Raw genomic sequence first — 25705 nt, forward strand, 5'->3', positions numbered from 1 at the left:
TCTCCCGCACCGGGCTCGGCAGGAATACTCGCTTCCCCATGCGATCCCCCCTTGCACTGCACAACAACACGATCACCCGCAGAAATGTTTGCATGCTGTAACCCAACCCGGCAGGCCGGGATGATCGCGTCATGCCGCCTCAGGCGCGTTGCAACCCTGGCCATTGCTGCCGCAAGCTTGAGCGGCGCGCGATCATGCTGCGGCAGGGACAGGCCTGCCCCAGCTCAAGTCTGGCCCCATAGGTTCCCGGGCGGCCAACAGTGCAACGCCAAGTTGCCACCTCCACCCTCAGATGTCATTCTGTAAAAAATCTTTTTGAGTGCTTGGGATCATGCTGGAACAGGCTTCAATCCCAGTACTGAGGAAGATTCATCCGTAATGACATTTTGAGTTGTGAAGCGGATTTCAAAACTTGACGTTGTAGTAGCATTCGCGGGGGATCATCAGCCTCGTCACCGCCGCAGTGCCCGGCAGGACGGCCTGGCGATTGCCTTGCCCTGCAGTGGCTTGCACGCTGCCGGAAACATTGTTCTACTGGCGGGCTCCAGGCGTTAGTCATCTCCCGGCCATCGCGACGCAACTCGCCCAACCCGCATGAGGTTATTATGGCATGTCTACAGCCGCCAGGTCATGCCGGCATCGGAGCCATTTGATATTCAATCTGGTTTGGTGAAGCGACCCGCCGGGAAGCATCGAGGATTTCCAAGGATACCAAATTGCCGGCAGCATCGTAGTCCAAAATCACTCCCGGCTTGTCTTCGTCGCTTTCCGCAACCGCGGTCTCGGCAAAGATAATCGTGAGCGTATCCGTTGCGCGGTCATAGATGACTTTCATGTTGCAGTTCTCCAATACTTCGCCACTTTGCTGCTTCGATACACGGTTACCACATCCGGGGGAAAGCGGTCACTATCTACAAACACGCGCAGCAGATAAATTGTGGGCGGGTCGCCGGCTTGCAGCCGGGATTGATAAACTTCACGACCTTCACGCACGGTTTCGATCTGCTCCGGGGCGGCCAACACCCTGACCACTTCTGCCGCGGTGATTTGACAACGAGCCATCTCGTCGCGGGCGTGGTCAGTGATGCGGTAGTTGGTAAGGGATTTTGTTTCCGCCATGCTCTCGCTATTCGCCCCCCCTTTGACCGCAGCCATAAAATACTATGCAGAGACGACGCCAATGTCACTTGCAATCGGCAACCTTTGCAGCAGGGACACGGCTCCCCAGCAATCTCGCAGTAATATGTGCACTGGCGCCGGTATCCCTGCCCGCAGACAAGATGTCCAATGCCACTAATTTTCAAACAAAACAAAAACTCCTTTGCCCTGCAGTGGCTTGCACGCTGCCGGAAACGGTTCTACCGGGTTGCAATTTGAGTTCCGGTAACGCCTCCGCTCGGCACGCCGACTCAAAAAATCCAAAGGGACACAACTCCCGGCGGGGCCACAGCGACGTCAGATGATGCCGGTTTCCCGCAGGCATTTTTCCACGCGTGCGAGTGAACGTTCCATGTCGTGATCGAGCCCCACCGACAGGCGGATCATACCGCGGCTCAGGCCCATCTTTGCCTGCAGCTCAGCGGGGATTTCCGAGGAGGTGCTGCTGCCCGGCGCGCTGAACAGGGTTTTAAAATACCCCAGGCTGACGGCAAGGCAGCCGACTTTTTCCTCCTGCATTTTGACCATCAGGGCGTCGGCGCGTTGTTCATCGCCAACATTCACCACCACCATGCCGCCAAACCCCATGCCGGGATTCATCAATGTTTGCATCAGGGCGTGATTGGGATGATGCGGCAGGCCGGGGTAATGCACCTCCAGCCCCAGCTCGTGCAGGCGCCGGGCCAGTCGCAGCGCATTGGCACTGTGCTGCTGCATGCGAATATGGAGGCTGTGCAAATTTTTCAGTATGCTTGCCGCGCGCAGGCTGTCGAGCACCGGACCGAGCAGCATCGTGGCGCCGTGATTGATGTCGGTGAGGCGCTCGATGAAGGCGTGCGAGGCGCAAATGCCGCCCGCGACACAGTCACTGGTGCCGTTGATGAATTTGATGAGGCTGTGCACCACCACGTGGGCGCCCTGGCGCGCCGGGGTTATCACCATCGGACTGAAGGTGTTGTCAACCAGCAGCGTCAAACCGTGTGTGTCGGCGAACTGGCGCAGGCGCGGCAGATCGGCCACTTGCAGCAACGGGTTGCTGATCAACTCGGTGTAGAGCACGCGGGTGCGGGGGGCTGCATGCCCGCGCGATTTCCGCCGGCTCGGAAAAATTCACAAAATGCGTGGTGATGCCGTAGCGCGGCAGAAAATTCTTCAGCAGGGCATAAGTGCCGCCATACACCGTCCAACTGCAGATGATCTCGTCGCCCGCCTGGCAGAGCTGCAACAGCGTGCTGCAGATGGTGGCCATGCCGGAAGCCGTGACCTGCGCGCTCTCCGTGGCCTCCAGCGCTGCCAGCGCCCGGCAAAGATAGCGGTTGATGGGATTCCACTGTCGCGAGTAGAGAAAACAGCCTTCGATTTCATGATCGCACACCTCCCGCATGCGCGCCGGACTGCGAAAGGTGTAGGTTGAGCTGTCGGTGATCGAGGGATTGACATCCCCGAATTCACCGAACATCAACAGATCTTGAATCTCGCTGGCGGGGTCGAATGACATGACGGTTTCTCTTCAGCGGGCTCGGGAGGACCGGACGAAATAAAAAATCAAAGTGCCAACATTGATCACAATGATCACCGGCAAGAACAGAATGCTCAACCTGCCGGCGTCTTGCTGCGCGGGTATGATCATCCGCCAACCGACATAGGTGAATAACCAAACCACTTCCGTCTGCAGCAGTGCCAGCAGCTCACACGCCAGACGGTATTGCTTCTCCGCGTTTTGCGGGGTGATGGGATACAGATAGTTGAACTTGTGGGGAAAGCGGCGCAGGATGGTCAGCAGCAGTGTGAGGGCCACAATCAGGCCAAAGAGCACCAGCAGGTGGCTCTTGCTGCCCCAGCCATCCACTTCCCCCGCCGCGTTGAAGTGAACCGGGATGCGGTCGGGCAGCGTTGGGAAGTGCTTCATCAACAGATACACGAATGTCAGCATTCCCAGCGCAGTCGTGAAGCGGAGAAAAATCTCGAAGCGGGAGGGGGAAAGGGCCAGCACCGGGCGTTCTGCCGGCCGGGAGACTGCCGTTTTCATGGCTGCCATGCTGCATGCTCGTGCAAAATTCAGCTCAGATCCACCCACACACTTTTCGACTGGGAATAAAACTCGAACGCTTCCATGCCGCTCTCGCGGCCAAAGCCGCTGGCCTTGTAGCCACCGTAAGGCATGGCGGCGTCATAATTATTGTAGGTGTTGATCCACACCGTGCCGGCCTTCAGGGCCCGGGCGAGCCGGTGCGCCTTCTTGATGTCCTTCGTCCAAATCGCCGCCGCCAGTCCGTAAATGGTGCCGTTGGCGATTTTCAGCAGTTCCTCGCCATCGTGAAACGGCATGGCCGCGAGCACCGGACCGAAGATCTCCTCCTGCGCGATGGTGGCATTCGGGGCGACGTTGTCAAAAATTGTGGGTTGAAAGAAATATCCCTTGCCGGGTGCCGGCTCCGGCGGCCGCCCGCCACAGATCAGCCGGGCGCCTTCGCGTTCGCCGATTTCAACATAGCGTTTGACGTTGGCCAACTGCGCCTCGGAAACCAGCGGGCCAAGACGCGACTTGGGATCGAGCGGATCCCCGGGCTGCAGCTTCTGCGCGCGTTCGAGCAGCTTCGCCATGAAACTGTCGTAAATCGGTTTTTCCACCAGCAGGCGGGAGCCCGCGGTGCATACTTCGCCCTTGTTGTAGAAAATGCCCAGCAGCGCCATGCGCGCTGCGGCCTCGAGATCGGCATCGGCGAAAACAATGTTGGGCGATTTGCCGCCCAGCTCAAGATGCAACTTCTTCACGGTGGCGGCGGCGTCGCGCATGAGCTGCTGGCCGGTGGCTGTGCCGCCGGTGAGGGCAATGCCATCGACTTGCGGATGCTTCACCAGCGCGGCGCCGGCAGTGGCTCCGTGGCCGGGCACGACATTCAACACGCCCGGCGGCAGGCCCGCTTCCATGCCGATTTCCGCCAGCACCAGCGCCGTCAACGGTGTTTGGGCCGCCGGTTTCAACACCACCGTGTTGCCGGCCGCGAGCGCCGCCGCCACTTTGCGCGAAGCCAGCAGCAGGGGAAAGTTCCACGGCACAATCAGCCCCACCACCCCGAGCGGTTCGCGCAGAGTGTAGTTGAAGTACGGCCCGTTGACCGGGATGGTGTGCCCCTCCAGTTTGGTGGCAGCGCCGGCATAGTAAAAATACAAGTCTGCCGCATAAGGCACATCGATGCGGCTGGATTCGGTGATCGTCTTGCCGTTGTCGAGGGTTTCGAGGCGGGCGAGTTCATCGGCGCGGGCGAGGATGCGCTCCCCCATCTTCCAAAGGATGCGGCCGCGCTGGGCGGCATCCATCCGGCCCCAGGGGCCCTCCAGGGCGGCAACCGCGGCTTTCACCGCGCGGTCAATGTCCGCCGCATCGCCTTCGGCAACATGGGCAATCACTTCCGTGGTGGCGGGATTGATGGTGGGAAAAGTGCGACCGCTGGCCGCCTCCTCCCATTTTCCGTTGATGAAGAGTTTGGTGAGCATGGTGATTCTTCAAAATGAGTGACAGGGATCACGGCCACGAGGCCGGGGAACGCGGCTGAGTGTCTGTACGAATCAGTTCCCTCCGGCTGTGACGGGATGAAACTTGAATGCCCGGACCCGGCCGTGCGGGAAAACTTTCCGGTGATGGCCTTCCCGTGCCGCTTCGCGACGTTCCAACTTGGGCTGCACTGCGGTTTTCCGACGCTGCAGGGCATGCCCCTCCGGGATCGTTCTGCAACGGCCAGATCATTGCAGCAACACTTCATCAAAAGCCGGAGATTTCAGTCAGACACGAATCACTCGTCAACAACTTTGAAATAGCGTGCCAAATCAGCCGGCAGGATGTGGGAAGGATCTTTGTCGAAAATCGCGCCGGTGCGCTCCAGGGCGCGCGCCACCAATCCCGAACAAATGGCCTGGCCGTCGAAACCGAATTTGAATTTGCCACCCATCAGCAGGCTGATGCCAATGCTGGCGATGGTGGCATAGCCATATTCTTCGCCCAGACACCATTCGGCAAAGCGGAGCATTTTCTCGCGGTCGTGATCGGTGGCGATCCCGCCCAGGTGCACAATGCGGTACTCGACGTCTTTGTATTCCCGCAGATGCGAGCGCCGCACACCCGAGCCCACAGCTTCGATCAAATCACCCTGGCGTGAGACGATCAATGCGGCATGCGTCCATTTGATGTATTTGCGATAGCGGCCGCGATGGCGCAGCGACTGCCCCCAGCGGATCACGCGATTGTGCCATTGCGTGCCCTGGGTCAGAATAAAATCGCCGGGGTCGAATTCATTCTCCGCCGCCTGCTCCCCGGGTCCGTAAACCTGCCAGGTGGTGCCTGCAATCTCTTGAAAACGGTTCTTCTTCCTTCTCATCTCTTACAGCCCTGCCGCTGTGGCAGACTGCGTGCCGGCCGGGACGGGCCGGCGCCAGACCCGCCCGCGGCTGCTTCACTTGCCCGCGAAGCTGGCCTTGCGCTTTTCGTTGTAGGCGCTCAGACCTTCCCTGGCGTCTTCACTCTGGAAAAGCTGTTGCTGCAGCTCGCGCTCGAGGGCCAGCCCCTCGCTGAAGGAAACCTCCAGACCCGATTGCACCGCCCGCTTGATCAAGCCCACCGCCTTGCTGGCCTTGTTGGGCGGCAGGAATTGGCGGGCATATTCCAGCACTTTTTCCCAGAACCCTTCCGCGGGAAAAACATGGTTGACCAACCCCATCTGCTCGGCCTCTTCGAATTCAAAGATGCGGCCGGTAGTCATGATCTCGAGGGCGCGCGCCTTGCCAACCAAACGCGCCAGCCGCTGCGTGCCGCCCGTGCCTGGCAGCACACCCAGCGTCACCTCCGGCAAACCGATCTTGCCCGCACCCTTTTTCGCCAAACGGATATCCGCGGCCATGGCGATTTCCAGACCGCCGCCGACGCAATGGCCGTTCAACGCGGCGATCACCAGTTTGGGAGTTTGCTCCAGGCGGTTCAGCGTCTCGTTGGCGTGCAGACAGAAGAAGTATTTGAAGCGTGGCGTCACCTCCTGCAACATGCGGATGTCGGCGCCGGCGCAAAAAAACTTGTCGCCCGCACCCTTGAGAAGGATGACATGCACGCTGTCATCCATGCGGGCATCGAGAATGGCGGCGTCCAACTGCTTCATCATCTCATAGGTGTAGGTGTTTGCCGGCGGGCAGGTCAATTCGATGATGGCCAGACCGCCATCGGTGGAATAGTTCACCAGCTTCTTATCGGACATCTCCTTCTCCTTGATTGATTTGGCAAAGCGGGATTGTTTGCGGGGATATGCTGCCTACTCACACACAGATGCGCGCGCAAAGACACGAGTAAATAGTCAAAAAAATGGTGAATGTCAAGGCTGGGGGGATGGCGGTCCGGGGTTGGGATCACGATGCGAGGCCGTGCCCGCCGCGTTTGGACATGCAAACCGGCATCCCGCATTTCGAAGAACCGGGCATGCTCGCAAACCTTCTCCCGCAAGCCGCTGCCCGGATCGTTGTGCGCCTGACAGGCACAACCGGGAAACGCTCGATCAATGCGCTGATCCGCATCATGTCCCGCTTTCCGGGCAGGAAAGGTGCAATTTCAAACCACCGCTCGCCCACCCCAGGTTTTTCGGGAGCGACAGAATTCACAGGATGCCTGCATATCGCACCCGGCTTGATTTCCTCCGCGAGAGACGCCGCTTTGATCGCGACCGCCAGCCACCCGAGGGGTGTGTAAAAAATTTTGCCGGCAACCGTGCGGTCAACTCCTGCGGGCGCAGCCACCAACAGTTCACTTGGCTGAAGCTGTTTCCTGGTGCTGCCTTGAGATGAGAGGGAGGACAACCGGCAGCACCGCTCGGAACGCTCTGTTCATAGCAGCGCAGAGATTCACCCCTCGATTGAAGAGCAACCCCCAAAATCCGCCCACGAAAGCAGGCCACGACAGCAGAACTGCCACGGAAAAACCATTTCGTGGGAGGGAAGCCGTGTTGCTTTTGGCAAACGGGCGAATTTCGAAACCGCCCGACATTCGAAAAAAGTCTTGCTTGACATGGAATAACTGTTGACGCTTTGTGAACACGGCATTTCTTGCGGGCAACGGCGAGCCAGCGTGCAAAATTCCGGGAGTAAAACGATCCTGTCAAATCCAGGCAGAGGAGGCAACCCCGCAGCGTTCAGGCCATCAACCAGAGAGCTCCTGGCGGCGGTTATTTTCGTTGTTGCGTTTTTTCAGGCCTCCCGCCAGCAGCGAAAACGGGAACTGCAGCGCAGCGCGCAAGCCGGCGATGGTCGACAGGCTGAACATGAAACGGCGGGCCTCGGCGATCAACTCCACGATCACGATCTCCTCTTCCACCTCGCCGACTTCCTTCACCTTCGCAAGGCGGTGCATGGCATACAAGCCGAGCAGGCAGGCGAGAATGAAAAAGAAATCCCAGTGCTGCAAATCCAGCGTTTCGATCGCGACTTCACCGGCGGGGGATCGCCAGCGCAACGTCCACGAGAGTGCATAACCGGAGAACAAATCCACGAAATTGCCGCCCAGGATCGGGGCCAGGCCGGCGGCCAGGGAATTGATCAGACTGTTGGCGGCCAAATAGGCCGTGGCCTGGCCTTGCGGTGCCAGCTTCAAGCCGATGTTGCCGGTGGCCAGCGTGACGCCGGCCGTGGCAATCCCCATGAACACGTGAATGAAGATAAGCAGCGGCACGGTCAGCACATACTTGTCCGGCAGGGTGGTGAAGGTGAAGGCAAAAACACAGATCATGTAAAGCGGCGCACTGACGCTGAGCACGGATTTGTTGCTGAAACGGTCGGCGAGCCTGCCCCAAATGCGAAAGAAGAGCAGATTCATCACCTGGCTGAGCACCTGCAGGCTGATGATCAGTCGCATGTCGAGCGCGAGCATCTTCAACATGTAGACGGTGAAAAAGGGGGCGGCGAGATTGATGGCGAAATTCCAGGCCCCTTGAAAGGTGATCAGCCTTCTGAAATTGCGGTCCTTGAAGGGCTGGCGCAACAGCACGGCAAAGGGCAGATGCCGGCTTTCCGCGGTCATCGCGGGCTCGGGAATGGTGGAGATGAAATAAACCCCGAGCATGCCGGCGAGTCCACCGGCGAACAGCAAGGCGGAGTAGCCGTACACTTTGGCGGCAAAGGCATGCGCTTCATACCAATCGACAAAGACAGCGGCTGCCAGATTCACCACAATGCCGAAGCCCGCCATCCATGCCATGCGCCTGGCGAAAAAGCCGCCGAGACGATCGAGCGGAATCAAATCACGCATCCAGGAGTTCCAACTGCAGCCGGAGATCGCGGCGAACAGGGCGTAGATCAAAATGCAGGCAATCAGGGCGGCGAGTGCCGCACCGCCGCTCGAGAAAAACGGGATGGCCGCCGCCAGCAGCAGAAAGGCGCGGCCCACGCCGGAGCTCAACACGCAGATCAAGCGCCGGGCACGCAGCTTTTCGATCAAATAAATCGCGGGCACCTGCACGAGCTGCGCCAAAAAGGGGATCGCGGCCAGTATGCCAATCAGCAAATTGGAGGCGCCAAACTGCAGGGCAAAATCCACCAGAAAAGCGCCGCCGCTCAAGGTCAACATCGCCTGCGTGGTCAAACCATCCTTGAGCACGCCGCGCAGACCGGCTTCTATCTGGGACTCGGACAGTTGATTCTGGGAAGGGGCAAGTATCACGACAGCGTCCGTGCAAATTGTCGCGGTGTTTTTCTGCTCACGCCGGCTGCGTGCCAACCGCAGTTTTTCCGCCGGCCCCACAGCCACCGGCAGGTCGCCATCTCCGGAGTCGGGCGAGGCCGGGAGACCACCGGCAAAATGCGGGCACCGCCGACCCGGAAGGCTGCCCGGGGTTTGGGATGATGGGGAGGAGTGTCATTTGGGTGCCGACTCAGGTGGCAAACAAAATCCACAACGTACCGGCCGTCACAGTGATCAGCGTCAATGGCAGGCCAACCTTGACGTACTCCTGGAAGGAGAGTGTGATGCCGTAGCTGGCGGCCTTTTCCGCGACGATGAGATTGGCGATGCTGCCGAGCAGGGTCAGGTTGCCCGCCAGCGTGCTCGCCAGCGCGAGCAAATACCACAGCCGGCTCGCTTCACCGGGAATATCCTGCATCAACAACACGGCGGGCACGTTGCTGACCAAATTCGACAGCAACGTGCACAGCGTGACGAACACCACGGGCTGGTCCAGGTGAATGCCCGCACCGACCAAACCGGCGAGCGCTTGCGCCATCAGACCGCGTTGCTGCAGCGTGCCGATAATGACGAACAGCGCGATGAACAGCATGATGAGATTCCAATCCACCAGCGCAAACAATTTTTCGGAGGGATTGCGGCGCGAGGGCAGCAGCAGGGCGGCGGCGGCCAGCGCGCACAGATCACGGCGCCAGCCGAGCAGAAAAGCCACGAGCAACAAGCCGGTGATCAGCAGTGTTTTCTTGATCGAGCGATAATCGGGTTTGAAAGCCGTCAGCTCGTGCGGCAACATGGCGGGACCGGCGGGCTCGTGGCCGGCGGTGAATTCGGCGCGATAAATCCAGCGCACCACCAGCACATTGGCCGCCACCCCGAACAGCGTCACGGGTGCCAGCAACAGCGAGTATTGTCCAAAATCCAGGCCGGAAATCTGGCCGATGAACATGTTTTGCGGATTGCCAATCAGGGTGGCGACGCTGCCGATGTTGCTGGAGGTGGCCAGGGCAATCAAGTAGGGCAGGGGGTTGCGTCGCGCGGTTTGCGCGACTTCGCACAGCACCGGTGTGAAGGCGAGACAAACAATGTCATTGGCAAACACGCCCGACAGCACGGCGCTGGCCAGCACGATGCCGATGAGCAACGTAAACGGGCGGTGGGCAAATGCCAGCACCTGCCGGGCCACCAGCCGGTAGAAGCCGGCCACGCGCAATTGCGCCGAGAGAATCATCAAGCCGAACAACAACAGCAGGGTGGAATAGTCGATGGTGGTCGTTGCCTGTTCCACGGACAACGCACCCGCCACCATCATCATGATGGCACCCAAAATGGCGATGCCGGTGCGGTTGATCTGTAAGCCGGGCAGCCGGCCGCCGGCAATGCCGAGATAGGTGGCGACAAAGATGAGAACGACGAGAGAGTTGAGTGACATGAGCAGGCTGACACGAATCAAAGACGGCTTCAGTGCTTGCAACAAAGGCGGGACAAAATAACCGCAGGCGGGGGCAAAGTGCAAGGGATAAAAATCTCCCGACAACCGCGTCTTTGCCAATGGCACGATTTCTCACGCCGCCGTTCAATCCCGCGAGTGACCGTCGGCAGACTTTTATCCGGGGAAATTTGCCATCCCGGTATGGGCATCCATCGGGATGAAAATGGACTTTCCGTAGTCGTGCCTTCCGGCACCGACCCTGAGGGTTCGGTATTTTCGTGGCAACCAATAACGATTCAGCTCCCTAATTTGATCGGCCACGGCTCGGCCGTGGCATTCCTACAGTTTTCTTGATAATTTGCCATGTGCATTCGCCCCCCATGACGATGAAAATGCAGCGCGGACATCTCTTCTGCAGGCGGGCAGGAAGCCCGCGTTACGACATTTTTGTGGTCATTCCCGCCGCACTGTCTGCCTTTCAACGGGTCCCACCGCGCCGCCAGCGCAGCGCCACCTCCGCCACGCGCCGGCCCAGGGCCTCGCCTTTGACGAGAAATGGCGCCGCCACCAGCGTTGAGTCGCGGGTTGCACTGAAAGGCTCCTCTGCCACGACCGCCGAGGCGCCGAAGGCCGAGCGCCAATCCGGCCCGCCCACCACGATCATGCCGAAGATCAACATGGCGTGCAGAATGTTCATCTGCACCAGTTCTTCACCGGCGGAAATGCCACCGGCCGTGACAAAGGCCGCGCCGATCTTGTCGCGCAGCGGGGCGCCCGCAAACGGCCAGCGGTTGATGAACGCTTGCAGCGCCGGTGTCACATTGGCATTGTGCACCGGACAGCCGAGAATCACGGCATCGGCAGCGAGCACCCTCGAGGGGGAGGCTTGCGCGACCGGCAGCAATTCCACCACCGCGCCGCGCACGTGGCGCGCACCCCGCGCCACGGCTTCCGCCAGCGCCGCAGTGTGACCATGTTCGGAGTGGTAAACGATGAGCACGGTCACGCTGTCCTGGCCGCGCACCTCGCCGCGCAGCGCCAGCAGCGCGAGCCAGCAAAAAGCGAGAACGGTTGTCATGGGGCTCCCTTGTGCGGAATCATTGCCGGAAAACGGCCGCTCACCTGATGCGCAGGTAGCTGCGGAAGGCAGGATGTATGATGAAGGATTCAGCCTGTGCGATGTTGTAGTCCGGGTCTTTCGCGCTTTGCCAGTGCTTGCCGTGGCTGCTGCATTTGAGAAAGCCGATGTCATAAAGAACCTGGGCCAACTCGTCGGCATTGCGTATGTTTTCCAGCCAGGCCGGTCGCCGCGCCGGCCGTGGGTCGGTGAGTGCTTCCTCCAGCAGGTTGCGTAAGCGCGCCGCCGGAAAGCGTGGCGGCCCGCCGAGAAAGCGCTGCAGCACGTTTTCCTTCAGGCCGGGATAGGAGAAGAGAAATTCATTGCAGAGATCGTCGATTTTCCAGCGCGAGTATTCGCGCTCGCAACCGAGGATGTCTTCAACGGTAATCTTGGCGTGGCCCCGGCCATGGGCTTTCTCCGCGGCCAGCCGGCAGAACTGCAGCACCTCGCGCGGCCGCAGCAGGCTGCGTTCGATGATGTAAGCCGGCACGTTGCTGAGGGTGGGATGCGGCTCGAATACAGTTTCCCACACTTCGACCGCGCTCAGCGGGCGTTTTATCTTGCGGTTCACACGAATGCGCTGCGCCACCAGTTCGATGATCTCCCGGTGGTCCCAAAAAATGTGCTCCTGATACTGCCGGTATTTGTCCACGTGCTGGAATTGGCGCGTCACCGAGTCGTACATGTCAGCGCGGAAGAAGACGATCAGCCGCACCGGGATGTTGGGCTGGCAGATTTCATACACCGCCAGCAACAGGCCGCGCACAAAGGCATTGGCTTCGGCGGAGTTGTCCCAGCCCTCGTCGAGGTTGTCGATCAAAATATAAACGCCCTGCGGCAGATGGCGCGCGATGAAGCTGGCGAGCGGCACCCGCAGATTTTCCATTTCCGTTTCCACCGCAATGGGATCGAAGCTGCGCCCGGGGCGGCGCACACTCACCGGCCCGATGCCGAGTTCGAGCTGTTCGAGAAAGAGTGCCGCGGTCTTCAGCAGGCGGGCAAAGGGGCTGGGCTCGCTGTGGTTGTAGTGCTTGTGCACGAATGCCGCAATCCTGGCAAACTCCGAATCATGCTCCTTGCGGCTGTAGCGCACCAAGGCCAGCGCGGTCTCACACAACAGGCCGTAATACCACACGCGCTGCAGCACCACGTCGGACTCGCTGCCCCAGCGCCAGAGATCGTGCAGGTCCATTTTCAAAGCGGTGAACTGGATGCGTTGTGGCGAGAGGGGCACACACAGCGCGCCGGTCTTGGGGAGCTGCTTTTGCAGTTGCTGGCAAATCGCGCTTTTGCCTGCGCCTTTGCGGCCGACAATGAAGCGCTTCTCCCCGGAAAGGGCCATGCGATACGCGGGCGTTTCGATGAAGTATTCGGAAAGGTGGGCGTCGTTTTCCGCCACATCATCGCCGAAAAGTCGTCGCAGCATGAGATTTCCCATCCCAGAGTGGCACGGCAGAAATGCGTACCCCGTCACATGGGGCGTGTTCCACGGGGGGAGTTGCCAGTAATGATAGCGACTTTGGTGGGAAATGTCAAGCGGGGGGCCGGTGGCAAAAGCCGGGAGCGGGGCTGCGGGCCGCCCTTCTCCCGGCCAGCGTCGGGATTCTTACCCCGGCAGGATCATCACAACCGCGACGAGGCCGGGAGGCAGCGGCCGGAAGGACAAGCCCGGGCTTGCGTCTGCTGTCCGTAGCCTCCCCGCGGCGAATAAAGTGGTTGCGGCGACGGCCGCGTCAGGAAATGACGGCGAGAATGTCGTCTTCGGACAAAATCAGGAATTTTTGACCATCGTATTCGAACTCATCGCCCGCCCACTTCGAAAATACGATCTTGTCCCCGGCCTTGACGGTCAATTCCTGGCGGGTGCCATCCTTCCTGATCTTGCCCTTGCCCACCGCCAGCACTTCCCCCTTCATGGGTTTCTCGGCGGCCGTATCGGGAATGATGATGCTGCCGTGCTTCTTGACGTCGTCTTCCAGGCGTTTGATCATCACACGATCATGCAAAGGTCGAATGGTGAATGCCATAACCTACCTCCTTGTGAGTCATTGGAAGAGTTATTCCACCACGCCGACTTCAGGATTTGAAGATCGGCTCGAGCTGGCGTACGGAACAGGGATGCCCGCCGTTTTGATATTCGCAGTCATCCCAGTAGAAGCACTTGATTGAACAAATCGGCGCCTGTGCCTGCAAATGCAACTCGGGATATTCCGCGCGCTGCTCCAGCAACTGCCGGCGCAGCCGGCGTTTTTCCCAAAAACTTTTGACCACGGAATGCGTGCCCAGCAGCTTGACGCTGATGAGCCGGGCGAGATCCTGGGCGGCCGGCGAGCCGGGATCCGCCAGCAGGAAGGGTTTCAACTCGCGCACCGCGGTGCGCACGGCCGGATCATGGGAGACAAAACCGAGATAATCGACCTCCAGAGCGAGCAACTCCGCGGCCGCGGTTTGAATCGCCAGCCCCTCTTTGAGGTCATCCTTCTCGCGCACCATGTTCAAAATCAATTTCACGCGCTGGGATTCCACCATCGTCTGCATCAACCGGCCGGCCTCCGGCGCCGCGGCGCGGACCTTGTCGAGCAACTGGCTGGTGGTCAGATTCAGGCGGCCGGGTTTGTCCACCTCTTCATCGTTAAGGATGGCGGTGACCGCGGGATTGTCCTGGAACGCCAGCCGCAAACGCCGCAGTTGGCAAACGCGCAGAAAGTTGAAGCATTCCTGAATGGCGGTCGGTTCGGGATTGGTGACGACAATACCCTCATCCGCCGCCAGAAAGAAATCGATGACGTTGTAGGAGGAACCGGCGCCAAGATCGAGCAGGATAAAATCGGCCGGGATGCTGCGCAGTTGCTTGATGAAGCGCAGTTTCTGTGCGTATTTGGGATTGGCCAGACCGAGCGTGCCGCAGGCGCCGCTGATCAGGCGCAGCCCCGCAATCGGCGTGGGCAGGGCAATGTCATTGAGATGATCAACCTTGAGCGTGTAAAAGTCGTGAAAGGTCCGTTCCGGTTCGAGCATGCCCATCACTGTGTGCAAGTTGGCGCCGCCCAAGTCGGCATCGACCAGCACCACCTCCCTGCCCAGACTGGCGAGGCCCACCCCCAGCGAGGCGGTCAGCACGGTTTTGCCGACCCCGCCCTTGCCGCCGCCCACGGCAATGATGCGCTTGCCGCCTTCAGAAGGGGCATTGGCCCCGCTCTCGAACAAGGGTTGCAGCGAGCGCAATTCCGTGGCCGGCACCCACCGGCCGTCTTCATCATCCCACACCTCATCGGAGGGCCGAAAGCCGCCCGTGCTCGCCAGCGAGCGCAATTCCTGCGGGGAAAACGGCCCGTATTGTTTGTCGTTCACCCGGACAAAGACATCATTCCACGCAGCGGTGTCATCCATCAGACTCATTCGCTCTCCTGTGCACATGCGTCCTAAAATTTGAAATCATCCAATGGTAGTACTGCCAAACGCCGCGTTTGCGGAGGGCAGGGCGGAAGGCGACTCACCGGCGGGCGGGCGCCGCTTTGGCCACCTGCAACACGCCTTCGGCGATGGCACCGGCAATGGCCGCCTGATTGAACTCCGAGGCAAGAAACTCGAGTTGGGCGGGGTTGGTGAGAAATTCCGTCTCGACGTGACATGCCGGCATATTGGCATGACGGAACAACAACAAATCCCTGGCCTTCACCCCGCGGTTGAGATGGTTGCTGAATTTGGCCATCAGCGCGGCTTGGATGGCACGCGCCAGCTTTTCCGAAGCCGGGGAATGCAGGCGATGCCAGGTCTCCATGCCTTCGGGGTTGGGATCGGAAAACGCATTGCAATGAACGCTGACCAGCAAATCAGCCGCGGCGCGATTGGCAATTTCCGCACGCCGGCGCAAATCCTCCGCTATGCTTTCAGCCAGGTGCACATCGCTGCTGCGCGTCAGAATGACCTTGTGGCCGGCGGCCTTGAGCAGATCCTTCAGTTTCAGGCAAATCGCGAGCGTTACGTCCTTTTCGCGCAATTCGTAGGGTGCCGTGCCGATGGCACCGGTGAAGATGCCACCGTGCCCCGGATCAAGCGCGATAATCATGATCACGCAACCTCACTTGTGCCCCGCTGAGCAGCCTGCACACTCCCACTCCGTGATGATTGAACAAGGTATTTGTGGTTGTCAGTCAGATTCAATCTCCTCGAATCGCCCTCTACTTTTTCGCAAGCTCGTTCTCCCTCCGCTCATCCCGCAACACGCAGCCTCAGCCCAGGGGCTGGCTGGGTGGGAAGACGGCGGATTTTGCCCTAGCCGGGATGCGGCTGCAATGGAAGAAGAACAGGTCCTTTGTTTGATCAAAGGAACTCCTGCAAACAGCACAGCCCTGCATTTCATAACTTCAGCCGCAACCAATATATACTGGCGATCTCCGCAAGTCAAGCGGAAATTCGGCGCTGGAATACTCTCTCAGCCTTGTGGGAAGTGACGGGAAGTAAAAATAGCGCAAGCTAAAGACGAAATCTCCTTACTCCTGACCGCAACCGTGGGAGGATTTGAAGCCGCTCGACAAGGTTAACATGGTTTATGAAGGCCCAAGAACTCCCCCACCCCATCTCTTGAGATCTGAATTTTGCACCCAGATTGATTCATTCAGCATCGAACGCCAATTTGATCGCGACGCCCAACCACCCAAGGAATACGGCATAAAATTTTGCCGGCCACCGTGCGGTCAACTCCGGCAGGGGTGCACTTCACACACGCCACTTCTTCAGGATTCGAGCAAGCCAGCATGCAAAATTCAGGCAGCACAACCGCCCTTCAACCCTCAGGATTAGGATCAAACACAAATTATCCGCCCACGAAAGCAGAAATCCCACGGAAAAAGCCATTTCGTGGCAGGCCATTTTCGTGGGAGAGGAGCCGTGAGGCCTTCAGCAAACGGGTGAATTTCGAAGTCAGGGCCGGGCCACATTCGAAAAAGCCTTGCTTGACTTCGGGCGGAACAACTGACGGCGCTTTGTGCACACGCCATTTCTTCCAGGGAACAGCAAGCCGGCATGCAAAATTCAGGTAACAAGGCAGAGATTCACCCCCGATGTCAAGATCAAACTCCGAAATCCGCCCACGAAAGCGAAGTCCCGCGAAAAAGCACTTTCGTGGGAGGGTGTTTCCGTGAGAGCAGATATGAGTCGTTCTCAACATCAAACACAAACATTCCGCCCGGGAAAGCAAAACGCCCGCGCAAAAAGCCATTTCGCGGGAGCGCATTTTCCTGCGAAAAGCCGCAACGATGCCGCCAGAGGGGACGCAGGGGAATGGGCAGATTGGGCGGTTCATTTGGCAGAAAAAGACTCTGCCGCTGGGCCGGGAGAGGACGGCCGCGGCAGAGTCCAACACGATAGAGGGAGAAATTCGAAGCGTGTGCATTCGGGATCGGGAGCCCCGTGACAATGTTCCTGTCACGGCCAGCCCGTTGCCGCAAGATCGCCGGAGCTTTCACCGCCACAGCTTCGGTTCCGCCGGGAGGGGAACGTTTTCACACGGCTGTCAGCTCAACTTGCTTGCGCGCTGCAATTCGGCAAGCTGCTGTCGCGCAAATTGCCGGTCTTTGAGGGGCAGGCCGGCGGGCAGCGCCAGGGCAGCTTCAAAGTGGCGAATGGCTTTGTCATGTTGTCCCAGGTGTTCGGCCATCACGGCAGCGCGGACGTGAAACTCCGGCCGCGGCGTACGCAAGCGCAGGGCCTGTTCCATCAAGGGCAGGGCTTCGGCAGTCTGGCCGATGCCATGCAAGGCCCAGGCATAAGTGGCCAGGACCTCGATATGAGCCGGCCGGCGTTCATATTCACGGCGGGCGCGCTGCAGGGCCTCCTGCCGGTGCACATCATGTTCGAGGCAGAAACGCGCGAACTCGAGATCCACGTTCCAGCCCTGCGCTTCATGCTGCCGGAAATTTTCCAGCACCTGTTCAATCATTTCGCCGGCGCTGGCGGCGTCGCCCTGCTCGCGATAGAGTGTGGCGAGCTGTTCGAGAAAGCCGTGATCCGGAGTCGCGCGGTAGGCTTGCTTGAGCAAGTTGACGGCCTGCGCGTGTTGCCCGCGTGCGGCCTGAACCTGCGCCAAGCCGGCGAATGCATAGGCGTAATTCGGCCGCTCCTGCAAAATGCCGTTGTAAAGATAGGCGGCAGTGTCGAGCTTGCCCTGGATGAAGTAAAGCTTGCCCAATTGATACAACACCCAGGCACGATTCTCCTGGCCGAACACGCCGGCGTCACAGGCCATTTTCATGACCTGGCAGGCGCCGGCGAGATCGCCGTGCAGCTCGCGCAGATGGGCGGCGCGGGCATAGGCACGCAGATCCGGTTTGAGGCTGAGCATTTCGTCGCATACCTTGACGGCGCCGGCATAATCGCCCAGCTCCACCAGTGCGTCGCACAGCACACCGTAAAGGAAGGCGGTTTTGGGGGCGCGCACCAGTGCCTGCTCGGCCAGCGCCTTCGCTTCGGCAAACTGATGCAGGGTCAACAGCAATGCCGCCTTGGTGCCGAGCGCCAGGAAATGATCCGGATCACGACGCAACGCCTCGGCGAGCAGGCGCTGCGCGTGCGGCACATACTCGTGGTGCCGGCCGGTGATGCGCGCCTCCTGCAGGAAGATCTCCGCGAGATGCACGTAGTGCGTCACGATTTCCGGCTTGCGCCGAATCTCATACTGATAATACTCCACTGCCTTCTGCGCGTTGAGGAACTCGGCACCGGGTCGCGGACTCAGCCCGGGCAAGGGGGGCTCCGCTGCGGGCCGCTGAGTGATCAAGTAGGCCCCCAACCATAATATCAGAAAGCCGGCAATGGCCGCCGCGATTTTTTGATTCCTGTTCCAATGACGCATAGTCGCCTCTGTCGTTCCAATCCACACGCTGCGGGCGTGTCGTGCTTGCCGTACCTCCCGCCTCGCGCAGGCTGTCTGACCGCCGGCAGACAGGATGTCTGTGCTGCATTTTGCCGATGGCAAGCACTCCTACTCTTACTCTGGGGATTGTCCCGAGTGAGAGTAAGAGCAGGAGTTGGTTTGGGAGTTAGACCACCCGACTGTGTTACTTCACCAGGATCGCCTTTTTGGCGGGCAGGACTTGATTGCCGACCTCCAGGCGGTAGTAGTAGGTGCCGCTGGCGAAGCCTCTGCTGTCCCAGGAGACAGTGTAGGTGCCGGGCTGATGCGGTCTGTCCACCAGCGTTGCCACTTCCTGTCCCATGGCGTTGAAGACCTTCAATTTTACCACTTCCGGCCGTGCGACATGATATTGGATCTGCGTGGCAGGATTGAAGGGGTTGGGATAATTCTGCTCGAGCAGAAAGCCGTTTGGTACGCCGAGACCCAGGCCGCGGCTTTGCACCAAAGTCGGCGCATCCGCCACCAGCTTCTTGACATAATCATAGCCGCGATGGGGATTGGGCAGATACGGAAACGCAGTCGAAATCGGCAGATCGTTTCTGGTCGGCCCGGCATTGTAGAGCAATTCGGCCAGCAGCTTGGCAGAAGCCAGATCCGAGTAATTGGCTTGCAGGGCATCATCAAAGGGCAAGCCCACCGCTGCCAACACCAAACCGCCGACTGCCTGCAGCTCAATGGTGGTGACGTCGTCTTCCAAACGACGGCCATTGGGAAAGCCATCCATGTGGGGAATGGCTTCGATGTTGGTATTGGTGTTGTAGGGCGAGGTGGTCAGGCCGAGCACGGCGGCCCGCACCAGCCCAAAGCGCGCATTGACGCTGTACTCTGCCGAGGTGCGCGCGGTCACCGGCACGGCCATGTTCAAGCGCAGCATGTCGCCGCCATAGAACACGCCGTTGTCGTTGGTGATGGGCAGGAAGTTGTTGATAAAGGGTTTGCCGGCGCTGAGCGGGCCGCCGGTTTTGCCGGTGGCAAGTTGATAGGGAATGGCATTGGGCACGCCAAAATAGAAGATGGGAAAGATATCGATTCGCCGCGGTTCACCCGGCGCCACGAGCGCGGTTTGCAGCGGCACACTCGCATGCTTGGGACCGGTGGGCACGGCGAGTGCCGTTCCGGTGAAATCAATGCCGGGAATTTTGGCGGCGGCGAAGGCGCCGTCTTTACCGTTGCGAAAATCAAAGCCGGGCGTGCTGTAGCCGGGAATCACGCCAATGGCGGGATAGGATTGCGTCTGAATGCGCAGGGGGGAGAGCGCCGGCACCGCCCCGCCAAACTGGCTGTCATCCATGTAGAGTGCCAGCTCGGGATTGACGAAGTAGGGGATGAAGTTCTGCTCATCGACGCTGTAGGGCGTGACCGCGTTCCAATAGTCCTTCATGCCGATCGGGATCACGGCTTCATTGGTGAGCGGCATGCCCAGCCGTGAGACCTGCACCCATTCGCCGCTGTACGCCGGCTTGGAGCCCGGGCCTTCCGGCTGCAGGGTGGTGACTTTCTGGCGGCTGGCGGAGGCCCACACGCCAATGACGAAATCGCCATCCAGGATATTGGCGGCTTGCGCGGCCGTTTTGCCATCCTTTTGCAGCTTGCTGATCGGGATGTTGAGCACGATGCAATGCACGTTGTAACCCGCCACCGCATCGCGGGCGTTGTTGGGATCCGCCTCGTTGCTGCCATATGCGCTGCGCGTCTGGCCGAGGTCGAACACACCGCCGAGATCAACAAAGAACACGTCATCGCGCGGACCGCAAAAGACCTTTTCGCCGTCGGGCGAACTGGTGTTGATCGCCTCCTGCACCACCTGATCATAGGTCTTGCCCAGACCCGCCGGGCTGCCCTCGAACGAGCGCGGGCCAATGTTGTTGGGCGGCACGATGCCGTTGCTGATCATCGTGTTCCAGGTGAGGCCGCCGTCCACGCTCTTTTCCATCGTGTAGGTCGTTTTGAGATTTTGTTTGCCCAGGCGAATGTTGAAAAACGTGGTGGGGTCTTCGTTTTGCTGACGGAACGTAAAGCGATACGTGATGTCGTCTTTCGCCGAACCCAGCGGGCCAACTGAGGTCTTGTTCTTGATGTGAATTTCGTAGCGCACGCCTTCCGCAAAAGTCACCCAGTTGGGGCCGCCTTCGGGCAACTCCAGACCGATGTAGCCGGCCACGATCGTCACATAGTTGGGATCATCGGGCGAGCGGAACACCCACAGATCGGTATTGTCCGCCAGCGGATCGTTGGCAATCAACGGCGCCTCACGATGGCTGGAGGCCTCAATGGTCGGCATCTGGTGGTGCAGCAACCACACCAGCGCGACCAGCAGCGTTGCCAGCGCAATCAAATACTTCCGCATACACACTTCTCCTTGGCTGTTGGGTGAGTGTTGGTGAGATTGATCAAAGCGTGCGCACTGCGCCGGCAGTCAGCGATCCGGACCGCAGCCTGTAATGCGAGCAGGGCATACTCCATCCCGGGATCAAGCAATCGCGGCCTGTGGCATTCTTCCCGCAACGCTCAGTTCAGATACGAAGTGCCTCGCAAAACGGATTCAAAGCGGGCGGGAGGCGGCACGCGGGACGGGACAGCCCGGCGAGCAGGGGATGTGCCACCCCCTGCAACACGAAAATGCCCGATCACACCAGCGCCAGCGCGATCGGAACAAACCAACAACAACGACGGTGCGCCCGGCATGCCGGTTGAGCGCGCCAGCGGGCGACGCGGTTTGCCCGGCCGGAAAAGTTCCGGCGGTGGGTATGACCATCAAACCGACGGTCAACGGCATGGGCAGCGCAGTCGAATGGTGCGTGAAAAAAACCAAAGCAGCAGGCACAAGCAATTTCTGCCACCGCGCCTGCTCCGCCGGTTGGCACCTGAATTTTGCAGCGGTCGTGTTACCCTTGCCGTCTGCGATTGAAATCGCAGGCCCAAAACTCAACTCGCCGGGGCCGGCTTGTCAACCGAGTGATGGGCAGCCGTCTTCAGGCGGTTTCTGCTTTGCGCCTGAGAATTTATTCTCAGGCAAAGGGAGGCAATAAAGAAGATGCAAAATTCAGTTGGCAACAGTGGCGCTGTCTGAACAGCGCCGGCCCGCCGCGAACGCCTGTGCCTGCCGCCCCGTCGTTCACGGTGTCTTTTGCTTTCGCCGGAGTCGCGCTTCGCGACGGGCCAAATCTGCCTTGTAGGCCAGCAGGTGGTGCTGGCGGTGCAACTCTTCGATCTGGGCCAGAGCCCGCAACGCCCGTTGCACCACGGCATGGGCGGAGCGGTAATCGCGGCGGCGGTGTTCCAGGTGCTTGGCGAATTCGATGAACGGCAACGGATGAAAAGGAAAGTCTTCGATCAGGCGCTGCCACACGCGATTGGCGTCGTCATAGCGGCGCTGGCTTTTGTAGCAAAGGCCGAGCGCGAGATGATCCTCGAGGCGGTGCGGTTGCTGTTGAATCAACTCTTCGAACAGTTTGATGCTGGTTTCCAGCTCACCGGCTTCGCGATAGAGCCGGCCGACTTGTTGCAGCTCCTGGCGCGAGGCGGCAAATTGGAAGGGCGATTGCACCAGCCGGCCGATGCAGCCCACCAGTGCGGCGGTGGTCAGAAGGTCGCGGCGGTTGTGTGCCAGCACCTCGGGAAGCTGCCCGGCCCTGCCGGTGCGCACGAAATCGAAATAGATTTGCGGAATCAATGCACCGGGCACATCGGCGCGGCGCGGCGCGCCCAAAATCTGTGTCTCGAGATTGCCGAGCGAGCAATCCTGCAGCCGCGCTTTCCACAGCCGGCGGGCCGCGTGCAGAACGTCGAAATGCGGCTGTCCGTCGAGATCGATCGGCAGGCGATGCAGCACGGTGCGGGTGAGCAGCAGGGGGATGTCGAAACTCTTGCCGTTGAACGTGACCAGGCCGTGGCGTTCGGCGAGATGACGCTGCAACGCCGCCAGCATGGCGCGCTCCTCATGCGGCTGCCGCAGGAAGTATTGCCGTACCACGAAATCTTCCTGTTCGAAATAACCCACGCCCACCAGAAAAGCCAGCGTGCCGCTGCCGCCCGCCAGTCCCGTGGTCTCAGTGTCGAGGAACAACGCCCTGTCGGGTGTCAGGTGCATGACGCTGTCATCCTTCGCCGCGATGCCGAGCACCGCGCCGGGCAACTCGCGCAGCCGGGCGAGCGTGATCACGCCATGGGGCTGGTGCAGGGGGTAGCGTCGTTCAACCACGAAGCAACCTTCCTGCTCACTGCCACCCAGCAGTTGTTCGAGCGGCGGGGCCGGCGGGGCCGGGGGGGTTTTGTCGGGACGCGGCACGCGCTCCAACTCGCGCAGTTTGTCCTTGAGGCTCATGGTCATGCGGGCTTGCGGCAGGTGGTGGCGTCAGGTGATGGGAGCAGAGGGCCGGTGAGCGGCCAGGGCGCGGAGTTGTTGTTTGTAAATCTCACGGATGCGGAGGAAAACCGGCTCATAGCGACCGCTGCGAAAATCGGGAAAGCTCCACGGCAGGGCGGTGAAACGGCCCTTCTCATAGTGCAGAGTCAGGTCGGCCCACACGCCGTCGCTGAGATAGATTTTGTAACCGTGATATTTCCACGAGGCGAGCACGAACTTGTCGGTATCCAAATAACCGGGGTCGAGATTCACGCGGCGCCGGCCGGCCTCGGCAAAGCGCTGTTCCAGGGCGTGGCTGCGCTGTTTGGCACCGGCCAGCGTTTGGGGCGAAACCAGATGCGCAAACGAGAGGAAGAGGCGGTAAAGAGGAGAACCCATTTCCGCATGGTAGTACGCCGTGAGGTCGAACGGAAAACGCGGGCTGCAGTAGTCGATCTCGCCGAAAGCCTGCACCAGCTCATGCCGCACCGCCGGCAGCAACTCTTCCCGGGCAAACAACATCGCGACAATCAGCTTGACCGGCCTGGGTTCATGCATAGGCACCATGCCGCAAAATAGAAGTTGGCATGCGCGAAAGCAAGGGCTTTTTCGGGCTTGCATGAGAGCGCGCCAATGGCTACATTGCCGCCCCAAATTTTGCTTCACCTGCCGCTGCCGGCCGCTGGTTGCGGCGCCATCCCTGTCCCGTCCCGTCCGCAGGATGCGGTGCGGCTGGCGGTGGACATCCCCAACAAGTGATCGGAATCCCAGTCGAGGACACGAGATTGCATGAACAGGAGAACCGCCCTTTCAACTTTGGGGAAGATACTGATTGGTTCGTTCGTTTTTTTGACGCCTGCACTGTCAGCCGTGCCCGGCACGGACAGTACGGCGCAGATGCAAGAAATCATCCGCCAATATGACGAGTATGTGGTCAAGACCCTGCAGGAGGCTGATATTCCGGGGGCGGCCATCGCCATCGTCAAAGGCGGCAACATCGTTTATTTGAAAACCTTCGGCGTGCGCGAGTTCGGCCGACCGGAAAAAATCGATCCCCATACGGTCTTCCGCGTTGCCTCGGTGTCGAAAGGTTTCGCCGCCATTCTCACCGCCCTGTTCGTCGAGGAAGGCAAACTGCGCTGGGAGGATCCGGTGATCAAATACCTGCCGCGCTTTTCGCTGCGCGACGCCCAAAATACGCGCGCCCTGACCATCACACATCTGCTGAATCATACCACCGGGCTGCCGCCGCACACCTATGACCATCTCATCGAGGCCCAGGTGCCGTTCGAAAGCATCATCTCCCGCATCAAGGAGGTGCGCCTCAGTTGCGGGGTGGGAACTTGCTACGCCTATCAAAACGTGATGTATGGCCTGATTGGCGAAGTGCTGCGCCAGGCCACCGGCTACACCTATGAACATCTGCTGCTCACCCGCCTGTTCGTACCGCTGGAGATGTACGATGCCTCCAGCAGCCGGGAGGAGCTGCTCGCCAGCCGCAATCATGCCTCGCCACACGTGCGGCGCCACCGCGGCTGGCGCGTGCTCGAGGTCAAACCCACGTATTATTCGGTGCCCGCCGCCGCCGGAGTCAACGCCAGCATCACGGATTTGGCCAAATGGATGAGCGCGCTGCTGGGTGCGCGGCCGGAAGTGCTGCCGCCGACGGTGATCCGGCAGGTGACCAAACCGCTGGTGCCCACCCCGCGCGAACGCCGCCGGCCACACTGGAACGGCCACATTCGCGCCGCACACTACGGCCTGGGCTGGCGCATTTTTGATTACGCCGGACACACGCTGATCTTTCACAGCGGCGGCTTGCGCGGCTATGTCGCCCAACTCGCGTGGCTGCCGGAACACAACCTGGGCATGGCACTCCTGTCGAATTGCAGCGAAAGCAACGGTCTGATGCCGGCTTTTCTCGACATGTATCTCGGTTTGAACCGCGGGTTGCACGACGAAACCAGACAGTTCGAGGAGCGGGAACTCAACTAGCGACTAGCGACGGCCAGGGGATTGCCCGGCGGCTCAATTTCTCCCGTCAACACGCGGCGCTGCGACAGGCAGGGTTTGACAATGCCGTCTCGCTCACAAGATCCGGCAGGACGACCGTGAGAGGCGAAGCAGGGCTTTTTATCATCACACCGCAGACAGGTTTTTCTGCAGACCCTGTCGCCGCAGAAACAGTCCGCAGCCACGCGATGAGGCCGGGCGCCAGAGACGCGCGTCTTGCGGGCTGCTGATGAATGGCAGGCCGCCGCAACGTCCGCAGGGCCGGTCGAATAACATCCGCAGACATTTTCTCCGCCGACCACTGCAGGCGGGAAGCCTGCACTGCAAACTCTTCACAGGCTGATACCACCAGCCGGGATGGGAAAACCGACTCAGGCAACGGAGAAACGCTATGAAGATGATTCTGGCGTTTTGGTTCCTGCTGCACCCCTCCATCTTCGCCGCTCCGGACGACAGCAGCCGTGTGGCTGCCGTGCTGGACGACTTGCATGCCGCCGCCGCGCAGGCCGACGCCGACCGTTATTTTCGCCACTTTGCACCGAATGCCGTCTTCCTGGGCACCGACCCCGGTGAGCGCTGGACACTGGCGGAGTTCCGGGCCTTTGCCCTGCCCTATTTCGCCCAAGGCCGGGGCTGGACCTACACGGTGCAGAGACGCCACATTCAACTCGGACCCGGCCGGCAAACCGCCTGGTTCGATGAAATGCTGCGCAACGAAAGCTACGGCCTCTGCCGCGGCAGCGGCGTGCTGGTGAAAAGCGCGGGCGAATGGAAGATCGCACAATACAATCTGTCCATACCGATTCCCAATCACCTGGCCAGACAAATTGTGGCAATCATCCGGCAGCAGGAGCAGAAATAGTGTCCGCTTGCAATCGCGAACCACCGGGAGTCTGTTCCGGCAACGCCTGGCCGCGGCCGCAGAAGCCGCCGAAGTTCACGGTTCCCCGCGTTGAAAGAAGGCCCGGCCGGGGCGGGGAACTCGTGAGCAGACATGAATCAGCGGCAGCCGA

At 60.1% G+C, this 25705-nt stretch carries 21 protein-coding genes and 1 pseudogene; 4 read left to right on the forward strand and 18 right to left on the reverse strand.

Annotated features, from left to right (window positions below):
* Window positions 1-628 precede the first annotated feature (628 nt).
* The 7 genes and pseudogenes from ONB52_14235 to ONB52_14265 form a co-directional block, all read right to left on the reverse strand.
* On the reverse strand, window positions 629-835 hold the full coding sequence (locus tag ONB52_14235; GenBank protein ID MDZ7417293.1) for a DUF2283 domain-containing protein: 207 nt from the start codon (window positions 833-835) through the stop codon (window positions 629-631).
* Window positions 832-1155, reverse strand: a complete 324-nt coding sequence (locus ONB52_14240; protein MDZ7417294.1) for a DUF4258 domain-containing protein — start codon at window positions 1153-1155, stop codon at window positions 832-834. The genes ONB52_14235 and ONB52_14240 overlap by 4 nt, the downstream gene beginning before the upstream one ends.
* Before the next feature lie 300 nt (window positions 1156-1455).
* Window positions 1456-2656: pseudogene (locus ONB52_14245) on the reverse strand (aminotransferase class I/II-fold pyridoxal phosphate-dependent enzyme).
* 12 nt (window positions 2657-2668) lie between these two features.
* Window positions 2669-3196 carry a DUF1648 domain-containing protein gene (locus ONB52_14250; GenBank protein MDZ7417295.1) on the reverse strand — a complete coding sequence of 176 codons (528 nt, stop codon included), beginning with the start codon at window positions 3194-3196 and terminating at the stop codon, window positions 2669-2671.
* A gap of 20 nt (window positions 3197-3216) precedes the next feature.
* The gene (locus ONB52_14255; protein ID MDZ7417296.1) at window positions 3217-4656 is read right to left on the reverse strand and encodes an aldehyde dehydrogenase family protein; all 1440 of its coding nucleotides are present in this window, start codon (window positions 4654-4656) and stop codon (window positions 3217-3219) included.
* A gap of 296 nt (window positions 4657-4952) precedes the next feature.
* A complete protein-coding gene (locus tag ONB52_14260) occupies window positions 4953-5534 on the reverse strand; it encodes a hypothetical protein (GenBank protein MDZ7417297.1) in 582 nt (193 codons plus the stop codon).
* A gap of 75 nt (window positions 5535-5609) precedes the next feature.
* Window positions 5610-6401 (reverse strand): enoyl-CoA hydratase-related protein, encoded by a 792-nt coding sequence (locus ONB52_14265; protein ID MDZ7417298.1) that lies wholly within the window; start codon window positions 6399-6401, stop codon window positions 5610-5612.
* Between the two features lie 182 nt (window positions 6402-6583).
* Here ONB52_14265 and ONB52_14270 point away from each other — a divergent pair, with 182 nt between their 5' ends.
* Window positions 6584-6886 (forward strand): hypothetical protein, encoded by a 303-nt coding sequence (locus tag ONB52_14270; protein ID MDZ7417299.1) that lies wholly within the window; start codon window positions 6584-6586, stop codon window positions 6884-6886.
* A 447-nt stretch (window positions 6887-7333) separates the two neighbouring features.
* Here ONB52_14270 and ONB52_14275 read toward each other — a convergent pair whose 3' ends face one another.
* The 9 genes from ONB52_14275 to ONB52_14315 form a co-directional block, all read right to left on the reverse strand.
* Window positions 7334-8848 (reverse strand): MFS transporter, encoded by a 1515-nt coding sequence (locus ONB52_14275; GenBank protein MDZ7417300.1) that lies wholly within the window; start codon window positions 8846-8848, stop codon window positions 7334-7336.
* A gap of 211 nt (window positions 8849-9059) precedes the next feature.
* Window positions 9060-10298, reverse strand: coding sequence for an anion transporter (locus ONB52_14280; protein ID MDZ7417301.1), 1239 nt, complete (start codon window positions 10296-10298; stop codon window positions 9060-9062).
* A gap of 478 nt (window positions 10299-10776) precedes the next feature.
* Entirely contained in the window at window positions 10777-11376 is a 600-nt protein-coding gene (locus ONB52_14285) for a flavodoxin family protein (GenBank protein ID MDZ7417302.1), read from the reverse strand.
* Window positions 11377-11416: 40 nt separating this feature from the next.
* Window positions 11417-12844 carry a hypothetical protein gene (locus ONB52_14290; GenBank protein MDZ7417303.1) on the reverse strand — a complete coding sequence of 476 codons (1428 nt, stop codon included), beginning with the start codon at window positions 12842-12844 and terminating at the stop codon, window positions 11417-11419.
* A 307-nt stretch (window positions 12845-13151) separates the two neighbouring features.
* Complete coding sequence (locus ONB52_14295; protein ID MDZ7417304.1) at window positions 13152-13445, reverse strand: co-chaperone GroES; 294 nt, start codon at window positions 13443-13445, stop codon at window positions 13152-13154.
* A gap of 49 nt (window positions 13446-13494) precedes the next feature.
* Window positions 13495-14817: a P-loop NTPase gene (locus ONB52_14300; GenBank protein ID MDZ7417305.1), complete on the reverse strand. Its 1323-nt coding sequence runs from the start codon at window positions 14815-14817 to the stop codon at window positions 13495-13497.
* 94 nt (window positions 14818-14911) lie between these two features.
* A complete protein-coding gene (locus ONB52_14305; GenBank protein MDZ7417306.1) occupies window positions 14912-15487 on the reverse strand; it encodes an N-acetylmuramoyl-L-alanine amidase in 576 nt (191 codons plus the stop codon).
* Window positions 15488-16933: 1446 nt separating this feature from the next.
* Window positions 16934-18163: a tetratricopeptide repeat protein gene (locus tag ONB52_14310; protein MDZ7417307.1), complete on the reverse strand. Its 1230-nt coding sequence runs from the start codon at window positions 18161-18163 to the stop codon at window positions 16934-16936.
* A 313-nt stretch (window positions 18164-18476) separates the two neighbouring features.
* A complete protein-coding gene (locus tag ONB52_14315; GenBank protein ID MDZ7417308.1) occupies window positions 18477-20681 on the reverse strand; it encodes a DUF4331 family protein in 2205 nt (734 codons plus the stop codon).
* 400 nt (window positions 20682-21081) lie between these two features.
* Here ONB52_14315 and ONB52_14320 point away from each other — a divergent pair, with 400 nt between their 5' ends.
* The gene (locus tag ONB52_14320; protein MDZ7417309.1) at window positions 21082-21363 is read left to right on the forward strand and encodes a hypothetical protein; all 282 of its coding nucleotides are present in this window, start codon (window positions 21082-21084) and stop codon (window positions 21361-21363) included.
* An 86-nt stretch (window positions 21364-21449) separates the two neighbouring features.
* Here ONB52_14320 and ONB52_14325 read toward each other — a convergent pair whose 3' ends face one another.
* Complete coding sequence (locus tag ONB52_14325) at window positions 21450-22664, reverse strand: ribonuclease H-like domain-containing protein (GenBank protein ID MDZ7417310.1); 1215 nt, start codon at window positions 22662-22664, stop codon at window positions 21450-21452.
* 24 nt (window positions 22665-22688) lie between these two features.
* Window positions 22689-23237: a DUF4416 family protein gene (locus ONB52_14330; GenBank protein MDZ7417311.1), complete on the reverse strand. Its 549-nt coding sequence runs from the start codon at window positions 23235-23237 to the stop codon at window positions 22689-22691.
* 339 nt (window positions 23238-23576) lie between these two features.
* On the opposite strand from ONB52_14330, the gene ONB52_14335 reads away from it, so the two are divergent.
* A complete protein-coding gene (locus tag ONB52_14335; protein MDZ7417312.1) occupies window positions 23577-24674 on the forward strand; it encodes a beta-lactamase family protein in 1098 nt (365 codons plus the stop codon).
* Between the two features lie 409 nt (window positions 24675-25083).
* A complete protein-coding gene (locus ONB52_14340) occupies window positions 25084-25554 on the forward strand; it encodes a nuclear transport factor 2 family protein (GenBank protein MDZ7417313.1) in 471 nt (156 codons plus the stop codon).
* The last annotated feature ends 151 nt before the right edge of the window (window positions 25555-25705 follow it).

The sequence above is a fragment of the candidate division KSB1 bacterium genome, assembly GCA_034506255.1.
GTDB lineage: Bacteria > Zhuqueibacterota > Zhuqueibacteria > Zhuqueibacterales > Zhuqueibacteraceae > Coneutiohabitans > Coneutiohabitans thermophilus.